The organism is Cohaesibacter marisflavi, assembly GCF_900115225.1.
GTDB lineage: Bacteria > Pseudomonadota > Alphaproteobacteria > Rhizobiales > Cohaesibacteraceae > Cohaesibacter > Cohaesibacter marisflavi.
In genome coordinates this window covers 136,176-154,151 of sequence record NZ_FOVR01000002.1, presented here as the reverse complement: position 1 = coordinate 154,151, position 17,976 = coordinate 136,176, and the positions used below count along the sequence as shown (strand labels likewise).

Annotated in this window: 14 protein-coding genes; 5 read left to right on the top strand and 9 right to left on the bottom strand. The window is 53.1% G+C overall.

Going from position 1 to position 17,976, the window contains the following annotated elements; genetic code table 11:
• The first annotated feature begins 36 nt into the window (after positions 1-36).
• A complete protein-coding gene (locus tag BM258_RS04175) occupies positions 37-1,323 on the top strand; it encodes an Nramp family divalent metal transporter (RefSeq protein WP_090069278.1) in 1,287 nt (428 codons plus the stop codon).
• Positions 1,324-1,404: 81 nt separating this feature from the next.
• Here BM258_RS04175 and BM258_RS04170 read toward each other — a convergent pair whose 3' ends face one another.
• Entirely contained in the window at positions 1,405-1,872 is a 468-nt protein-coding gene (locus BM258_RS04170) for an Lrp/AsnC family transcriptional regulator (RefSeq protein WP_090069276.1), read from the bottom strand.
• A gap of 169 nt (positions 1,873-2,041) precedes the next feature.
• Between BM258_RS04170 and BM258_RS04165 the strand changes: the two genes are divergently transcribed.
• From BM258_RS04165 to BM258_RS04150, 4 genes are all read left to right on the top strand, one after another.
• Positions 2,042-3,055: a 1-aminocyclopropane-1-carboxylate deaminase gene (locus tag BM258_RS04165; RefSeq protein WP_090069273.1), complete on the top strand. Its 1,014-nt coding sequence runs from the start codon at positions 2,042-2,044 to the stop codon at positions 3,053-3,055.
• 173 nt (positions 3,056-3,228) lie between these two features.
• On the top strand, positions 3,229-3,960 hold the full coding sequence (locus tag BM258_RS04160) for a DUF2161 domain-containing phosphodiesterase (protein WP_090069270.1): 732 nt from the start codon (positions 3,229-3,231) through the stop codon (positions 3,958-3,960).
• 284 nt (positions 3,961-4,244) lie between these two features.
• A complete protein-coding gene (locus BM258_RS04155) occupies positions 4,245-4,634 on the top strand; it encodes a NifB/NifX family molybdenum-iron cluster-binding protein (protein WP_090069267.1) in 390 nt (129 codons plus the stop codon).
• 429 nt (positions 4,635-5,063) lie between these two features.
• Entirely contained in the window at positions 5,064-6,203 is a 1,140-nt protein-coding gene (locus BM258_RS04150) for a porin (RefSeq protein ID WP_090069265.1), read from the top strand.
• A 172-nt stretch (positions 6,204-6,375) separates the two neighbouring features.
• Here the strand turns inward: BM258_RS04150 and BM258_RS04145 are convergent, their stop codons facing one another.
• From BM258_RS04145 to BM258_RS04105, 8 genes are all read right to left on the bottom strand, one after another.
• Complete coding sequence (locus tag BM258_RS04145) at positions 6,376-6,957, bottom strand: TetR/AcrR family transcriptional regulator (RefSeq protein ID WP_090069262.1); 582 nt, start codon at positions 6,955-6,957, stop codon at positions 6,376-6,378.
• 916 nt (positions 6,958-7,873) lie between these two features.
• The gene (locus BM258_RS04140; protein WP_090069259.1) at positions 7,874-9,493 is read right to left on the bottom strand and encodes an ABC transporter ATP-binding protein; all 1,620 of its coding nucleotides are present in this window, start codon (positions 9,491-9,493) and stop codon (positions 7,874-7,876) included.
• A 12-nt stretch (positions 9,494-9,505) separates the two neighbouring features.
• Positions 9,506-10,657: an ABC transporter permease gene (locus BM258_RS04135; RefSeq protein WP_090069256.1), complete on the bottom strand. Its 1,152-nt coding sequence runs from the start codon at positions 10,655-10,657 to the stop codon at positions 9,506-9,508.
• 7 nt (positions 10,658-10,664) lie between these two features.
• Positions 10,665-11,588, bottom strand: a complete 924-nt coding sequence (locus BM258_RS04130; RefSeq protein WP_090069254.1) for an ABC transporter permease — start codon at positions 11,586-11,588, stop codon at positions 10,665-10,667.
• Between the two features lie 302 nt (positions 11,589-11,890).
• A complete protein-coding gene (locus BM258_RS04125) occupies positions 11,891-13,474 on the bottom strand; it encodes a peptide ABC transporter substrate-binding protein (protein WP_407062701.1) in 1,584 nt (527 codons plus the stop codon).
• Between the two features lie 381 nt (positions 13,475-13,855).
• On the bottom strand, positions 13,856-15,013 hold the full coding sequence (gene uxuA / locus BM258_RS04115) for a mannonate dehydratase (RefSeq protein WP_090069246.1): 1,158 nt from the start codon (positions 15,011-15,013) through the stop codon (positions 13,856-13,858).
• A 107-nt stretch (positions 15,014-15,120) separates the two neighbouring features.
• Entirely contained in the window at positions 15,121-15,876 is a 756-nt protein-coding gene (locus BM258_RS04110; protein WP_090069243.1) for an FCD domain-containing protein, read from the bottom strand.
• 133 nt (positions 15,877-16,009) lie between these two features.
• Positions 16,010-17,824, bottom strand: coding sequence for a glycoside hydrolase family 2 protein (locus BM258_RS04105; RefSeq protein WP_090069241.1), 1,815 nt, complete (start codon positions 17,822-17,824; stop codon positions 16,010-16,012).
• Positions 17,825-17,976: the final 152 nt, after the last annotated feature.

Genomic DNA, 17,976 nt, shown 5'->3' with positions numbered 1-17,976 from the left:
TAAATTATATACGAAGCCCGTAAAAGAGACCAGACCATGTTCGCAACAGACCAAACGCGCCTTAAAATGAGCGCAGTTCTATCAGGAGAAAGACGAGGGTGGAGCGGCAAGCTGCTGTTTGCCGGACCCGCGATCATAGCCTCTGTCGCTTATATGGACCCGGGTAACTATGCCACGAACATTCAAGCCGGAGCCGGTTATGGCTATGGATTGCTATGGGTCGTGCTTCTCGCCAATCTGATCGCCATGCTGTTTCAGGCCCTCTCCGCCCGGCTTGGCATCGTAACAGGTAAGAATCTGGCAGAGCTTTGCCGCGATAATTTCTCCTCGCCTGTTGTCTGGATCATGTGGGCCGTCAGCGAAATCGCTGCCATGGCGACTGATCTGGCCGAGTTTCTTGGTGGCGCGATTGGTCTGGCGCTTCTGTTTGATATGCCTTTGATGGCAGGCATGGGCGTCACCGCCATTGTCACCTATGGCATCCTGCTGTTCGAGGGCAAGGGCTTCCGCCCCATGGAACTGATCATCGGCGCAATGGTCGGCGTCATCGGGCTTTGCTATTTGGCAGAGATCTTTGTTGCCCCCATCGCTTGGGGCGATACCGCAACGGGTCTTGTCACCCCGGAACTGGCCGATGCCGCAGCCTTGACCATTGCCGTGGGCATCATTGGGGCAACCGTTATGCCTCACGCCATCTATCTGCATTCGGGCCTTACCCAGTCTCGCGCTGTTATCCGCACCGAAAGTGAACGCAAACGGGTGGTGAAATATTCCAACTGGGAAGTGGTTATCGCTCTGGCAGTCGCCGGTATGGTCAATATGGCGATGGTCATGATGGCCGCTAGCGCCTTTCACAATGGGCATAACGAGGTCGCAGAGATCGAAACCGCTTATCACACGCTCACCCCATTGCTTGGTGTGTTTGCAGCTGGCGCCTTTCTGGTGTCCCTCATTGCATCGGGCATTTCCAGCTCGGTGGTTGGCACCATGGCCGGACAGATGATCATGCAGGGCTTTCTGCATTTCAGAATTCCTGTCTGGCTGAGACGCCTAATCACGATGATTCCGGCCTTTGCAGTGGTCGCCATGGGGGTTAATGCCACGCAGGCACTCGTGGTCAGCCAGGTGATTCTGAGCATCTCTCTGCCAGTGCCGATGATCGCCCTGATCATTTTCACCTCTCGTCGCGATATCATGGGGGCTTATGCTACCGGGAAAGTCATGCGCACGCTCGCAGCAGTCGGTGCTACGGCGGTGTTAGTGCTCAACTTCGTGCTGCTGGCAGACACCTTCGGCATTCCGGTACCGTTTCTGGCCAGCTGATCAAATCTTGACACCACAGCACCCAACCGGCCCTTGGGGCTCTTGAGACCGTTACGGTGCTGAACAGATGGGCCGCTTCCTTCAAAAAGGCAGCGGCTCGTTGTTCTTGACTTCCTTCATGACAAAGAAGGTCCGTGTCTGCCTTACACCGGGCAGCGCGATCAGTTGCTCACCGTGCAATGTGTTGAAGTCGCTCATGTCGCGCACGCGCACGGTGATCAGATAATCAAAATCCCCTGCCACCAGATTGCAATCAAGCACCACGGGCATGGATGCAATTGCGTCTTCAAAGGCCTTGAAGCTTTCCGGTGTGGAGTGATCCAGCACCACCCCCACCATAACCAATGCACCAAGCCCAACCGGTTTCGGGTTGATCTGGGCGTGCACCCCCAGAATATAGCCCTCTTCAAACAGGCGCTGCGTGCGTCTGTGACAGGTTGCCGGGCTGACATTGACCTTTTCGGCAAGCTCCGCATTGGAAAGGCGTCCGTTTTTCTGCAAATGCCGCAATATGTTCCTGTCTATACGGTCCAGTTCTGATTTTTCCATATGAAAGAATCTTTCATTGATTACAAGATTATCTTTATAATCTCTCTTATCTAGCGCAGTCATTAGCTAACATCCATAAATATTCAGATATATTTCGAAGCACCTTTCGTCTCTTTTTCGCTACTCTGGACTCATAACAAACAGTCACCAGATCCAAAGAGGCAGACCCGTGCTCGAACAATTTGAACGCTACCCCCTGACTTTCGGCCCGACGCCGATTGAAAAACTTCCCCGCCTGTCCGAAGCGCTCGGCGGCAAGGTCGAGATTTACGCCAAGCGCGAAGACTGCAACTCCGGTCTTGCCATGGGCGGCAACAAGCTGCGCAAGCTGGAATATATTATTCCCGATGCCATCGCTTCTGGCGCCGACACGCTGGTGTCCATCGGCGGTGTGCAATCCAACCATACCCGCATGGTCGCGGCGGCGGCAGCCAAGATCGGCATGAAATGCGTCGTGGTGCAGGAAAAATGGGTTCCCCATTATGATGCGGTTTATGATCGCGTTGGCAACATCCTGATGACCCGCCTGATGGGCGCTGACAGCCGTTTGGTTGAGGATGGCTTTGATATCGGCATTCGCCAGAGCTGGGAAAATGCCATCCAGTCCGTCAAGGATTCAGGCGGCGTGCCCTATGCCATTCCGGCTGGCGCATCGGTGCATAAATATGGTGCTCTGGGCTACATCGGCTTCGCCGAGGAAGTGGCACAGCAGGAAGAAGAGCTGGGCTTCAAATTCGACTATATCGTCGTTTGTGTCGTGACCGGCTCCACCCAGGGCGGCATGATTGTCGGCTTCGCGGCGCAGGATCGTGCAGACCGGGTGATTGGCATTGACGCTTCGGCCACCGTTGACCAGACCCGAGCTCAGGTGCGCTCCATCGTGGACAACACCGCAGAGCTCGTTGGCCTTGGCCGCACCGTGCGTGACGATGAAATCGTCATCAACCCTGACTATGCTTATCCAGCCTATGGGGTTCCTTCTGAGGAGACCAACGAGGCGATCCGTCTTGCGGCCCGCACAGAGGCCATGATGACCGACCCGGTGTATGAGGGCAAAAGTATGCAGGGCATGATCGACCTGACCAAGAAAGGCTTCTTCCCTGAAGGCTCCAAGGTTCTGTATGCCCATCTGGGCGGCGCACCGGCGCTCAACGGCTACAGCTACTATTATAAGGACGGCTAAGGATCTGGTGCCAGCCCCGTCCCGGGGCCACTCTCTTCAGTCCCCCCCAAGGTTCAAGACGACACAAGAGAGTGGCCCTTCCTTTTTCATTTTTCCTTCCCTTTGCGAATCCGCTAGCTTCGGGACAATCAAGCCCCTGATTCGAGCGAGCCTCATCGTGAAGGATAGAATTCATGGCCCCTGCCGCCATACGCGAAACCGACCTGTATGCCCCCGTCAAACTCTATCTGCAACAGCAGGGCTATGAGGTAAAAGGGGAAGTGGGCGCGGCTGATATCGTGGCCAACCGCGGTGAGGATGATCCGTTGATTGTCGAGTTGAAACTCGGCTTTTCCCTTACGCTGTTCCACCAGGCCATCAGCCGACAGGGCGTTACAGACGCGGTCTATATTGCTGTGCCCCATAGCGGCAGCCGACAATTCCAGAAATCCCTCAAGAATAATATCGCACTTTGTCGCCGTCTTGGGCTTGGTTTGATCACGGTCCGGCTGAAGGATGGTTTCGTGACGCCCCATCTGGATCCAGCCCCCTATAACCCGCGGCAGATGAAGCCGCGCAAGGCGCGCCTTTTGCGCGAATTCGCTCGCAGAGTGGGCGATCCGAATGCTGGCGGCTCAGCACGCAAGAAGGCGTTGGTGACAGCCTACCGACAGGATGCGCTCAAATGCCTTAAATATCTGACGGAAAACGGACCGACCAAAGCCGCGATCGTGGCGCGCATAACCGGCGTGGAGACGGCCCGCCGTATTCTGTCTGATGACCATTATGGCTGGTTCGAGCGGGTTTCGCTGGGGATCTATCAGATTACGCCCAAGGCAGAGGCCGCTCTGCAAGACTATGCAGAAGAACTGACGCACCTGACTTTTGCCGAGGAGCCCAATACAGCGGAAGGCTCCCGTAGCTGATGCCAGAGGATCCGGCGAAGCCATCTTTTGCCAAAGCAGACTGCGCATAACGCGCCCTCAAATCGCGACGCCCACTTGCAACTTGGGCCAACTGCCCCTAATCCTAGTTTAGCGTTGTACCACACCCAACTGGTGTGTCTTTTTCCGGACCGGGGAACAAGAACAGCTCGGGCACTTGCCTGCCGCCCAGCCACTATGGGCTGGCCGCACTTGCCTTTTCATTATCAGCCTGGCCATGGCGTCTCGCCTGCCAGATGACCCAGACTCACGATTTGGAGCGTGACATGAAAATTGCTGTATCCTCTCAAAATTTCCGCACCGTAACAAACCACGCGGGCAAAGCCCGGCGCTTCATTATCTATACGGTGGGCAACGACCTGCAGCCGGTCGAAACCGATCGCTTGGATTTACCCAAAGACATGAGCATGCATGAATTTGCGGACAAAAGCGGGCCTCATCCTCTTGATGCCGCCGATGTCATTCTATCGGCCTCCTTTGGAGCGGGCTTTGCCCGGCGTATGCATGCCCGTGGTCTGATTGCCAGCATTACTGAGAAGACCGATCCGCTGGAAGCGGTCAAGGAATTCATGATGAACGGTCAGAATCTGCCGCAACTTTGTGACTGCAACCACGACCACGATCATAATCACACCCATGGTCATGCAGGGCATTAGGATTGGTGGCGGAACCTTTTTTTCTGCCAGACTCATGAAGCGGACGGGAGGGGCCTTTATCGGCCCCTTTTTCGTGGCCATCACATCACGAGGGCCCTCAGGCGAATAGCGCCAAATCAACAGCGCACTGTCATACCTCCACAATGCCTTCGCAGGCTCCCATAGCGGGTGGCATTTTATGCAACAGCTGCCGACACAGCCTCTTTAAAAAGGGGGCTATCTTCTTCTTCACACACCGACGTCGCCGGTTACGCAGGATGATCAGCACAGATTTTGCTCAGAAATCTGCGCTGTTCGGGGTGGTTTGTGTTTTTTTTGCAACATCACTTTTGAATTGACATTTGGACTCTTAAAGTATGTTTGCGATTTACAATTAAACGGTTATTGTCTCCCTGTCGCAAGCTTATCAAAAATACTAGGGTCAGAATTATGAACATCAAGAGCCTCATCCTCGGTTCTGCAGCAGCATTGGTAGCTGGCGGCGCAGCCCAGGCAGCAGATCTGCCAGTAGCAGAGCCTGTAGATTATGTTAAAGTATGCGACGCTTATGGCGCTGGCTACTTCTTCCTCCCAGGCACCGACACCTGCCTGAAAATCAGCGGCTATGTCCGTACTGAAGCCCGTTTCAGCGAAGCTGAATCCCGCGCTGACGAAAAATTCGACATCTGGGCACGTGGCCAGGTAAACTTCGACGCTAAGGAAGAAACCGAACTGGGTACTCTTTCTTCTCGCGTTCGTATCGAAGGCGAAGATGACGGCGACATCTCCATTGCTAAAGCATGGTTGTCTCTGGGCGGCTTCTACGCTGGCTTCCTCTCCTCCGCAGGTATCGTTGACTATGTAGGCGACGTTTATGGCGGCGACTATGACTTGGGCGACACCGACGTTCCTCAGATGGGCTACAACATGGCCTTCGGTAACGGCGTAACCGCTACTCTGGGTATCGCTAACAACAAACACCTGATCGGTGACAAGTCTGTTGGTCTTGCAACTGTTGACTATGCTGGTCAGTCCCTGCCTACTCTGGTTGCTCGTTTGAAAGTTGACCAGGCTTGGGGTTCTGTAGCTGTTGGTGGTATTGTTAGCCAGGCTCGTTATGGTTGGGCTCAGTTTGATAACGATGTAGCTTATTCCGTATCTGCTGGTGGCATCTTCAACCTCGACATGCTGTCCGCTGGTTCCGAATTCGCTCTGAACGGCTTCTACACCAAAGGTGCAATGGCTTGGAACGGCATCAACGATGCTTCCGTTATGTCTGACGCTACCTATGATGCATCTACCGGTGAGTTCGAACTCAACGAACTGTATGGTGTATCTGCAAGCTTGAAATATGCTTTTGCTGATAACCTGTGGGCTATTGTCGCTGGTGGTTATGGCGAATATGACGACCAGGGCGCTTCTGAAGACTTCGATCAGTGGACCGCTTCTGCAGAACTCGGCTACAAACCAGTTAAAAACCTGAAGGTTGTTGCTGGTATCCAGTATACCGACCGTGACTTCGAAGCAGCAGCTAGCACTGCTGACTACGACACTTGGGAAGGCAAACTGCGTCTGCAGCGTAACTTCTAAGAACAGTTAACACTGTTTCTGAGAATTGGATCCCGGGAGCCATTGCTTCCGGGATTTTTTTATCTGAAAGATTCGCCCAGCTAACTCTGCTTACAAAAAAGCCGAGCCCCTCTGGGCCCGGCGATAAAACTTTCTGGAACGTGCAACTCAGGATCTATTCCTGCTTATCCTTTCAGGCCGCTTCTGCGCCCCCTTGGGATGTCAGAGCCAGGATTGAGGCAGATAGCGTATCCAGCAGGCGGCGCAATTCCTCAATGGAACTAGCCTTGCCACACTTCATTTCCCGACATGTCATGATAATAAAATCAGCCATATGGGCAGGACATTGTCCCGAAGCACCAATATATTTGGTGTAAGGCACCAAAAGCTCTGCGAGAAACTGGCGATGCTCATTCTTGAGTTTTGCAATAGCCGGATGGTTATTCATGTCGGCATCGTTCCATAGCGTTATCGCCTCGGGATGATTTTGCAGAAAGATGAAGGGCCGCACGACCATATTTTCAAAATAGATATTCAGCTGGTCACCCAGCGATGTGCAATGCGTTATTCCTTCCCGCGTCTTGTTCAGATGCTCATGAAAAACATGATAGGAAGTTTCTGCAAACAGGTCTTCCTTATTGGCAAAGACCGCATAAACCGTTTGTCGTGAAAGGCCAGCCTGCTTGGCGACGTCTGTCATGGAAGTGCGGTTGTAGCCATAGCGCGAAATCAACTCTTGCGCGGCCTGAATAACTTTATCTTTGGTGCTCGTCATTTTGCTTGCGACACATTCCTTGCGACACGAATGTGCTTCCCTTTTTTCAAAATCTGGACTGCAATCTCGCCTGTCACCACAGTATATTGGCTTTAGCGATTGAAATTATTTTTTCTACTAGAAACAATATACGAAATCCTGATTTCTGTAAATTTTTTTCCCCTTAAAGATTGACAACCATTGTCTATTTGTCTATCTTCTGATTACACAAAATGTCATTTCGTAATGATGCTTTGGTCAAATTAATCACAGTTGCCAGTCTGTCATTGGCTCATGGTTTATAGGCAAAAGCTCAGATCTGACAGGTGCTCTGAAAACGAACAAAAACGCTGTATCATTTAGATGCAAACGTTGCTTAGTTTAGTTTTGGAGAAGAGATTCAATGTGCGGCATGCTGGAACTTAAAAATTCCGAACATGCCGCAACATAGAGATACCATTTGATGCTGCGTCAACAGCTAGAATGGTTACAGTCTGTCCGCCGAACTGCTTGCGACACATGGTGGACACTGTCGTCACGGGGCGAGTTGGGTTACCTGTCTAAGCTTTACTGCTTGCGACACCTGACGGGTAGTGCTTGCTCCGTGACGAAATTTATATCAGCAGAAATTACCCTTGAAAAGCCCACCTACAAATTTTCATTGTGTGTAATAGTGTAAATTTGCCGCACCTGATGGTTTGCGTGCATTTTCCTCTGTTTTATCCACAGTTGGAGAACATTTGTGGGCTCAATCATTCGTGATACCCAGATATGTCTTGTTGGAATGTCTCTGAATCACATGTTGATTCCTGCTATACAATCTGCAATCAGGGCGTCCTGGTGCTTCTTTCCTTGCCATTATACCCGGAACAAAGCCTGTCGAGCACAAAAAAGGCGCCGTCGCCGGCGCCTAATATTTGATAGCAGGGATCACTGGTCACGCAGAGATGGGTTCCAAATCAAAAGCTGCTGCCATCAACTGCTTGGTATAGAGCTCTGTTGGCGCATCAAAAATCTGCTCCGTCAGCCCCTCTTCAACGATCACGCCCTGCTTCATGACCATCACATAATCAGACATGGCTCTGACAACTGTTAGATCGTGCGAGATGAAGAGATAGGAAAGATTGTTCTTCTCCTGAAGGTCTCTCAGCAAATCGACAATCTGCTTTTGCACCGACCGGTCCAGTGCGGATGTCGGCTCATCAAGCACCACAATCCTTGGTTTGAGTACCATGGCCCGTGCGATCGCAATGCGCTGACGCTGACCACCTGAGAACTCGTGCGGATAGCGGTTGCGCATGGACGGATCAAGCTGCACCTCTTCCAGAGCTTCAATCGCTCGCAAGTCACGCTCCTTGGCCGACAATTCAGGATGATGCACCAGAAGGCCCTCGGTGATGATCTGTCCAACCATCATACGCGGAGACAGAGAGCCAAAGGGATCCTGAAAGACCAACTGCAGGCGCTTGCGCTGCTCGCGCATGGCGTCCCCTGCAATCTCGCTCATATCGACCCCATCAAGCAAAACCTCGCCGCTGATATCTGTCAGCCGCAAGAGCGCCCTCCCGAGGGTGGATTTCCCCGAGCCAGATTCCCCGACGATACCAATAGTCTGCCCTTGATGCAGACGAATATCGACATTGTTGACAGCGCGCAGGGTATGGGTTTGTGAACCAAACAGGCCAGATGTGATGTTGAAGGTCACATTGACGCCCTTGCCTTCGAGCAGAACCGGCGCCCCAGTGTCAGGAGCTTCTTTGGTGCCTTCCGGTTCGGCCGAGAGCAGCATTCTGGTATAATCGTGGCTGGGATTGTCGAAGATTTCCGCCGTGTTGCCTTCTTCCACCACTTCCCCAGTCTTCATCACATAAACCCGGTCAGCAAAGCGACGCACGATGTTCAGGTCATGAGTGATGAAGAGGATGGCCATGCCCAATTTTTTCTGAAGATCAGCCAGCAGCTGCAGGATCTGGGCCTGAATGGTCACATCCAGCGCCGTGGTCGGTTCATCTGCAATCAGCAGATCAGGATCATTGGCAAGCGCCATGGCAATCATGACGCGTTGACGCTGGCCGCCGGACATCTCATGAGGATAAGATTTGAGCCGCTTTTTAGGCTCGGGAATCCCCACCAGTTCCAACAGCTCAAGCGCACGCGCCATCGCCCGCTTCTTGTCCATTTTCTGGTGGACCCGCAAAGGCTCGCAAATCTGCCGACCGATGGTATAGAGCGGATCAAGCGAGGTCATGGGCTCCTGAAAGATCATGGTCATCTTGGAGCCGCGATAGCTGTTCAGCTTGCGTTTGGAAAGCCCCAGAATTTCGGCGCCATTATATTTCACCGAGCCTTCCACCCAACCATTGTCGGCCAGAAGCCCCATGGCTGACATCATGACCTGACTTTTGCCAGAGCCGGATTCTCCAACAACGGCGACCGTTTCGCCCTTTTCGATATGCATGTGAATGCCGCGCACAGCATGCACATCCTTGTCGCTGTTGGTTTCAAAATGCACATGCAGATCATTGATATCGAGCAGAGGTGTTTTGGTATCTGTCATTGTCCCGTGCTCCTATCGATCTTTGGGGTCCAGCGCATCGCGCAGGCCGTCACCAATGAAATTGAGCGCAAACAGCGTTGCAGTGAGGAAGATGGATGGGAAGATCAACATCCAGCTGGCCCCTTGCAAGTTGCGCGCGCCTTCAGAAATCAGCACGCCCCATGAAGTCATGGGCTCCTGAACGCCGAGGCCAAGGAAGGACAGGAAGCTCTCAAGCAGAATAACTTTGGGCACAAGCAGAGTTACGAAGATGACCACAGGCCCCAAAGTGTTGGGAATGATATGCCGGCGCAGGATACCCCCAGCCCCGACGCCCATAGCCTCGGCGGCCAGCACATATTCCTGCCGCTTGATCGACAGGGTCTGCCCACGCACGATACGGGCCATATCAAGCCATTCCACCGCACCCACGGCAATGAACATCAATATGAAGTTTCGCCCGAAGAAGACCACCAGCAGAATCACAAAGAAAATGAAGGGCAGCGAATAGAGCACATCGACAACACGCATCATGATGAGGTCGACCCTGCCGCCGAAATAACCCGACAGCGACCCATAGGTCACCCCGATGAGCAGAGCCACGCCGGAAGCCAGCAAACCGATGATCAGCGAGATCCGTCCGGCGATCAGCGTTCGAGTCAGCAAGTCACGCCCGTTGGCGTCGGTGCCGAAATAGAAATGTATACGGTCAATCTTGGCCGTAATGGTCACACTCTTCTTATCATCGGAAAAACCGGAAAAAGCAGCATTCTTGAACAGGTCCGAGCGATCGAAATAGCGGACGGCCTTTTCATTGATGGCACGCTTGGAGGTGGCCTGTACGATCACCTCCTTGTCAGCGATCTTGATGTTCTCTGCGGTGAGCCGCGCGCGCTTGAGTACTTTTTCCAAGGCAGGCGCGATCTCGTCATCCCTTGGATAGGCAGCCAGAGAGGCGGGCACCTTCACATAGTTTCGGTAGACCGTGTCATACTGGTGGCCGGTAAAGAAGGGGCCAAAGAAGCAGGCCAAGGCGATGAAAAACAACACGACAAAGGACGTCATTGCCGCGCGGTTGGCTTTCAGGCGCGCCCATGCATCATCCCAGAGGGAACGACCCACCTGCGCTTCAACCAACTTTTCGGCTGCCTGTCCGGCTTTGGTTTTTGGAGTTTTGCTATTCATTGTTCCCTCAATCGTAGCGCACGCGTGGATCGAGCCAGGCATAAAGCAGGTCGACGATCAGGTTGAAGACCATGATGAAGACCGCAATGACAATCACAGTGCCCATGACCAAAGGATAGTCGCGGTTGAGCGCGCCCTGTACGAAATAGCGGCCAACGCCGGGAATACCGAAGACGGTTTCAATCACCACCGAGCCGGTCAGCAGAGCAGCAGCGGCAGGACCGGCATAGGAAACCACCGGCAACAAGGCGCCACGCAGGGCATGGACAACAACAACCATCCAGCCGGGTAGGCCGTTGGCACGGGCGGTTCGGATATGGTGCGAGCGCAGAGCTTCGATCATGGCACCGCGCGTCAGGCGCGCCACGACGGCAACCTGCGGTAGACCGAGCGTTATAATCGGCAGGACCTTGTTCTCCCAAGCCCCATTGTTCCAGCCACCAACGGGCAGCCATCCCAGCATGACCCCGAAGATCAGCGTCAGGATTGGCGCAACAACAAAGTTGGGAATGGTGATGCCCATGGTCGCAACCGTCATCACAGAATAGTCGGGCAACTGGTTCTGTTTAAGAGCGGCCCAGACACCGAGTGCTCCGCCTACAATAATCGCCATCAGCAGCGCATATCCGCCAATTTCAACCGAAATCGGCAGCCCGTTGCCAAACATTTCAGCAACCGTGAAATCACGGAAGAAGAAGCTCGGGCCCAGATTGCCGTGCAGCACGTTATTCATATAAATGAAATATTGCTCCAGCAGGGACTTATCGAGATTGTAGATCTTGTTGAGATTTTCCATCACCTTGGGATCGAGCGGACGCTCCAGATCAAACGGCCCGCCGGGGGCCACACGGATGAGGAAAAAGGAAAGCGTGACAATGATAAACAATGTCGGAATCGCGGTTAGCAGTCGCTTGAACACATATCGCAGCATAATGCGTCCTTCTGAATGAAGTTCTCTGCATCCCTTCCCCGAAACCGGGCACAGATACAGTTTCGTCGGATACCCGGACCTGACTTTTCGTCGACATCAATGAAGTTTTTGAAATCGAAGACATCCTGACGGTCGCATAACTTGCGAAAGCGCGTCCCAGGTTCACTTCTTATTTTTCTTATCGAAGCTTTATCGCTTCTTGCTTGACAATTCTAGCAATCTGTCCGCGAAAAGCGAACTTCAAAGCCACAATTGTACACAAAAGGGCTGCCAAAAGGCAGCCCTTCGTGGTTTTAACCGACTTAGTCCTTGGACATCCAACGAGAAGGATGGACGTTCAAGAGGTTATCTTCCCAGCCATGCAGCTTGTCGGAGACAAGGCTGAGGGAGCTGTAGTAAAGCAGCGGCAAATAAGGCTGATTTTCCATGAAGATCTTTTCAGCGTTGAAGAGAATTTCAGCGCGTTTATCCAGATCCACAGTCATGGCAGCTTTGTCCATCAGTGCATCATAGTCCGCATTCTTCCACTGGGCATAGTTGAAGCCGGAATCGGATTCTACGAGCATCAGGAAGTTCTGCGGGTCAGAATAGTCACCGATCCAGCCAGCGCGTGCAAAGTCGAACGGAGCATGTTCACGCAGGTTCGCATAGTGGGTCTTGGTATCGGTGTTGAGCAGCGTGGTTTTCACACCGATCTGTTTCCACATGTCAGCAATGGCAACAGCCGTATTCTTGTGGTTTTCCGACGTATTGTAGCGGATTTCCACTTCAAGCGGCTTGTCTTCGCTGTAACCGGCTTCTTCCAGAATGGCTTTTGCAGCGTCTTCACGGTCGAACTGGTCCATATCCTTGAAGTCGGCATAGGCAGGTTCGCCATAGTTGCCAATTCCGGGAGGAACGAGCGAATAGCCCGGCAGCATGGTGCCACCCCAGATGTCGTCGGCGATGAATTCACGATCAATCGCCATGGACAGGGCGCGACGGATTTTCGGGTCGGCCAGCTTGTCTTCGGTGGTGTTCACTGCGTAATAGTAGGTGCCCAGATATGGGGCTACGCGGAACTGGTCACCCAGATTTTCACGCATGAAGTCGACCTGTTCGACCGGAGCATCGTTGTTGGAATCCAGTTCGCCAGCCTGGAAGCGGCGCAGAGCAGCCCCGCGATCTTCGGTTGGGTAATACATGACGGCATCGATTTTCACGTCTGCAGCGTCATGGAACATTGGGTTCTTGACAGCTTTCACATGGCTGTTCGGAACGAACTCGGCCAGCGTGAAGGCACCGTTGGAAACCATGTTGCCCGGCTTGGAGAAGTCCTCGCCATATTTTTCAACGCTTGCAGGATGAACCGGCAATGCGGACTGATGGCAGAGCTGACCCAGGAAATACGGGGTCGGCGCATTCAGAGTGATTTCCAGAGTGGCATCGTCTATCGCTTTTACGCCAAGTTCTTCCTTGGGCAATTCGCCCTTGTTGACTTTTTCGGCGTTCATGATCGGATACATGATGGTGGAATATTGAGCAGCCGTTTCCGGATCTTCAATACGGCGCAGGGAATAGACGAAATCGCCAGCAACCACAGGATCGCCATTGGACCATTTTGCATCATCACGGAAATGGAAGGTATAGACCAGACCGTCTTCGGAGACATCCCAGGATTTGGCCACACCGGCAACGCATTTGCCGTCTGCGCTGTAGGCCAGAAGGCCTTCATAGAGATCGCGCAGGATGTGGGATTCATAGACCGTTTGGGTCTTATGCTGATCGAGGGTTTCCGGATCAGCAGAGTTACCACGGTTATAGACAACCTCTGCAGAAGCAGACGTCGCAACCAGCGGAAGTGCGCACACTCCAGCCAGCAGGAGGGCTGCAATAGAATTTTTCATCATAGACAATATCTCCCTGTTGTTCCCAAAAGGCTTATTCCATTTATTGGTCAAACGCTAATTCGTTTGGTCCCGCATCCGCAAGTAAAATGAAGAAATTTTACATGAATCATGGAGAAAGCGAACAGTTTATCAGCTTTTGTTTCTTAGGAACTGACCTTGCCTGCATAGTAAAAATTAGCCCAAAGAGCAAGCGCTTCAGCGTCCATTCACATGCTGGCAGAGAGGTCTTAAGGACGCATCCAGACGCTGTGCTTCAAAAAAAGTTTGGGGAAACAAAGAGCAAGCATATGTGCATGTGCCTGAAAACCAGGCAAAGAAAAAGGCGCGCAGTCTCCGGGCTGGTTTGCTAACCGGGGACTGCGCGCCTCACCTTGATTTTTAGTCGAGATTACCGCCCAGAGCAGCCATGGCACCACGTAATTCGGCAAGGCCTCTCAAACGCCCAATCGCCGGATAGCCGGGGTTAGAACGGCGGGTCAGATCGTCAAGAATCTGATGGCCGTGGTCAGGGCGGAACGGGATCGATTTGCCCACCTTGTCTTCCACGCTCTTGAAGTGCTTGATGACTTCGACCAGATTGCCATCGCCTTCAAGATGGTTGGCTTCATAGAAACTCTTGCCATCACGCTGTGTGGAACGCAGATGGAAGAAGTGAATGAAGTCGGCGAACTCGTCGATCATTGCCGTAAGGTCATTGTCACCGCGCACACCGTAGGAACCAGTGCACAGGGTAAAGCCATTGGCAGGGCTCTCGTTGATGGCCCTCAGGGCACGCATGTCTTCTACGGTAGAAACGATGCGCGGCAGGCCAAACAGCGGACGGGGTGGATCGTCAGGATGGATGGCCATCACTGCGCCCACTTCATCGGCAATCGGCAGAACCGTATTCAGGAACTCGGCCAGATGCTCACGCAGCTTGTCCGCATCAATCTCTTTATAGAGGTTGAGCTGGGCACGGAACTGCTCAATGGTGTAGCTTTCTTCAGAGCCGGGCAGGCCAGCGATCATGTTGCGCACCAGAAGATTCTTGTCATCTTCTGTCATCGCATCAAAGCAGGCTTTTGCAGAGGCTTTTTCCTCGTCCGTATATTCGCCCTGTGCTTCTGCACGTTCGAGAATATACAGATCGAAGGCTGCAAAGCGGTCTGCGTCAAAGCGCAGGCAACGAGCACCGGTAGGCAATTCCCAAGCCAGATCGGTCCGGGTCCAGTCCAGAACAGGCATGAAGTTGTAGCAAATGTTGTTGACCCCTTCCAAGGCCAGATTGCGCAGGGATTCACCCCAGTTTGCAATCAGGGTCTTGTAGTCTCCGCGCTGAAGCTTGATGTCTTCATGCAGCGGGATGGATTCAACAACAGACCAGACAAGTCCTTTGTCTTCGATGATCTTTTTGCGTTCGGCAATCGCTTCGCGGCTCCAAACGGTGCCGTTTGGAACTTCATGCAGAGCGGTGACAATGCCGGTAGCCCCAGCCTGACGGATGTCGTCAAGGGTGACCGGATCATTAGGCCCGTACCAGCGCCAGGTCTGTTTCATTTTTTGCCTCTTATTTCCAGTTTGGGTGCTCCGAACTGCGGGTCATCTGCAATCGGGAGCAGGGTTTATTGTCGGCTTCGTCACACCAACTTGACGCAGCCGACCTGTTATTTGTTCAGTTTGACGACCTTGGGCGTCTTGAACAGATCTCCATCGAACTTCGGATCCTCAACATCGGAGAGAACCAGAAGCGTATTGCGCACATTCTCGAGATGGTTCCACATGGCGTCGCGGGCCTTGCCCGGGTCCTTGCGGTTGAGGGCCGTCAGGATCTGTTGATGATCATCCAGCCATTGCTGGCGATAGCTCTCGTCAAAAATGCGGGCATGCAGACCATCCCAGATCTGGTTGCCCTTTCTGAGGCGCCACATGTCATTGACCATATCGATCAGGACGCCATTCTGGGTAGATTCCGCAATCAATCGGTGGAACCACTCGTCGCCGTCATAATCGGCCTTGCCAGAATCGATGGCCTGAATTTCCATATCCAGCGCTTCCTGCATGCGCTGAATGTCATTCTTGGTTACCATGGTTGCGGCAAATGCGGCGATATTGCTTTCCAGCAGCTGACGTGCCTGCAACAATTCAAACGGTCCGATATCCGAGCGTGCGATGGCATTCTTTTCGGATTGATTGGGCAGGCGCTCAATATAGATGCCCGACCCTTTTCGCACCGAGACGAGGCCCTCAATTTCCAGCATGATGATTGCTTCACGGACAACCGAACGCGACACATCGAAATCCTCGGCAATCTGTCTTTCCGTCCGCAAACGCGTCCCCACGGAAAGAGACTGATCAATCATTTCCTTTTTCAGCGCCTCGGCAACTTCCTGATAGCGTCTCTTACCTGTATCCGTGATCATCTTTGGCCCTCGCTAGCCACAACAGGAGGCACATGAAAATTGTGCCGCGCCTGCGCCTTGCGTCTTGCCGATCCTGACCGGCGGCACCCGCTTCATGCAGCGCCTTGCCGGTCCCGGTTCGGGCTTCTTGTTGTTATTGTTCACCTTCCAGTCGCTTCTCGGCATAAAAAGCCGCAAGCTTGTGGAAGGCCTCTTTCTTGGTTGCCTTGTCAGCGTCGATCAGCCCCTTCTTGTTGCCTCCGCGCTGGAAGACATTCTGGCGGCGCTCCACGCGGAAGTCATAAAGAATCCAGGGCGAGATGCCCTTGACGTAATCGAGTTCCCGCAGGGTTGCGATCTGCTTTTCGTAGACCTCGGTCTGATAGGCTTCGCTAAAGAGTCCTTTTTTGGGACCCGACGCGCTGATATCGGCATCAGCTCCGGTCTCCGAAATGACAACCGGTTTGTCAGGAGAAGAGTTCACGCCAATTTCAACGAGATCTTCAAAGTTTTCCTCATACCAGCCGTAATATTCATTGATCCCGATCACGTCGATGTAATTCGACAGACGATCTTCGATCTTTTTCTTGGCGTGGTTGATCAAACAGGCCGCAGACGTCAACCGGGTCGGGTCAACCTGCTTTGCTGTTTCTGACAAACGGCGCATGAAATCGAGGCGGGCATCGGTATCCGGATTTTCATTGCCAACGGACCAGATGATGACACTAGCACGGTTACGGTCGCGCTTGATGAGTTCGATCAGCTGGTTCTGCGCATCCTTGAAGGTGGCTGGATTTTCGAAATCGATCGCCCAATAGACCGGAATTTCTTCCCAAAGAAGAAAGCCCAGTTCATCGGCCATTTTGGCAGCCATTTCATGGTGCGGATAGTGGGCCAGGCGCAGGAAATTGCAGTTGAGATCCTTAGCGTGCGCGAAGCGGCGCTCCAGATCTTCCTTGCTTGTTACCTTGCCCTTGACCTTGTCATCTTCATGCACCGAAATGCCGCGCAGGAAGAGCGGCTTTCCGTTCAGCAGCAGGCCGGCTCCGACCTGTTCAATCTGGCGAAAGCCAACCCGGTCGCGCACTTCATCCTCGCCGAGGCGAGCGATAACGTCATAAAGGCGCGGGGTGGAGGGGGACCATAGTTCCGGGCTGGCTTCGATCTCGGCTTTTGCCAGGCCATCTTGGGAGGATGCGATGACTGTATTGATACCGAGATCTGGGAGCTGAATTTCGATCTGTGCACCCTTGGCATCAGGACCATCGAGCACGGCCTCAACGGCAATGCGGCTATAGGTCCCGTCAGGTACAAGACTGACAAAGAGGTCACGAATGAAGGTTTTTGGCGTGGTGTAGAGTTCGACCTCACGATAGACACCGCCATAGTTGAACCAGTCCGTGTTGCGCATCGGCACACGATCCAGCGTGCGGGTGTTGTTGACACACAGCATCAGCCAGTTTTCTCCCTCGCGGAGCTTTTCGGTCAGCTCGACGCAGAAAGGGGTAGAGCCGCCATAGTGGTTACCCAAAAACTCGCCGTTGAGGAATATCTTGCAGTCATACTGCGCTGCGCCAATGCGCAGAAATTTGCGTTCATCCGCACCAAGGGATGCGGCATTGAAGGAGCGGCTATACCAGGCGCTGCCTTCAAAGAAATACCATTTCTCTTTCAGCATCTGCCAGTTGGAAGGCACCACCACCTGCTCGCCCATATAGGGATCGTAATCATAGGGCTCGATACGCTCTTCAGGATCCATCTGGGCCATTTCGAACCACTTTTGGCGAAGACCGGTATCCAGAAGATCGACACAGAAGTTCCAGGCTCCATCGAGACTTTCACCGTCGCGGCCGCCGGTAAAAATCAGGGTTTCATGATTAAGATTCTGCCAATTGTATGGGGCATCATAGGCTTCATCATGAAGGCACTGGAGGGCATTTTCCGCCAATTCAGATCGCTCGAGAACCATTGGGAACTTCCTGTTATTGAGATGGCCTGCCTATTCTTGAGGTGCCGGGCAGGGTCGGGAAAAACATGGCGGTTAGATGTCCGCCATGTTCGAGAGTTTGGATCGGCAAGGAGCAGGCCCTTTTGCCGGATCGGAAGACTGACTTCAAAGCC

What these genes read in the sequence shown, in the direction of transcription:
- BM258_RS04175 (WP_090069278.1), top strand. Translation starts at nt 37, where the DNA reads ATGTTCGCAACAGACCAAACGCGCCTTAAAATGAGCGCAGTTCTATCA.
- BM258_RS04170 (WP_090069276.1), bottom strand. Translation starts at nt 1,872, where the DNA reads ATGGAAAAATCAGAACTGGACCGTATAGACAGGAACATATTGCGGCAT.
- BM258_RS04160 (WP_090069270.1), top strand. Translation starts at nt 3,229, where the DNA reads ATGGCCCCTGCCGCCATACGCGAAACCGACCTGTATGCCCCCGTCAAA.
- BM258_RS04155 (WP_090069267.1), top strand. Translation starts at nt 4,245, where the DNA reads ATGAAAATTGCTGTATCCTCTCAAAATTTCCGCACCGTAACAAACCAC.
- BM258_RS04150 (WP_090069265.1), top strand. Translation starts at nt 5,064, where the DNA reads ATGAACATCAAGAGCCTCATCCTCGGTTCTGCAGCAGCATTGGTAGCT.
- BM258_RS04145 (WP_090069262.1), bottom strand. Translation starts at nt 6,957, where the DNA reads ATGACGAGCACCAAAGATAAAGTTATTCAGGCCGCGCAAGAGTTGATT.
- BM258_RS04140 (WP_090069259.1), bottom strand. Translation starts at nt 9,493, where the DNA reads ATGACAGATACCAAAACACCTCTGCTCGATATCAATGATCTGCATGTG.
- BM258_RS04135 (WP_090069256.1), bottom strand. Translation starts at nt 10,657, where the DNA reads ATGAATAGCAAAACTCCAAAAACCAAAGCCGGACAGGCAGCCGAAAAG.
- BM258_RS04130 (WP_090069254.1), bottom strand. Translation starts at nt 11,588, where the DNA reads ATGCTGCGATATGTGTTCAAGCGACTGCTAACCGCGATTCCGACATTG.
- BM258_RS04125 (WP_407062701.1), bottom strand. Translation starts at nt 13,474, where the DNA reads ATGAAAAATTCTATTGCAGCCCTCCTGCTGGCTGGAGTGTGCGCACTT.
- uxuA (WP_090069246.1), bottom strand. Translation starts at nt 15,013, where the DNA reads ATGAAACAGACCTGGCGCTGGTACGGGCCTAATGATCCGGTCACCCTT.
- BM258_RS04110 (WP_090069243.1), bottom strand. Translation starts at nt 15,876, where the DNA reads ATGATCACGGATACAGGTAAGAGACGCTATCAGGAAGTTGCCGAGGCG.
- BM258_RS04105 (WP_090069241.1), bottom strand. Translation starts at nt 17,824, where the DNA reads ATGGTTCTCGAGCGATCTGAATTGGCGGAAAATGCCCTCCAGTGCCTT.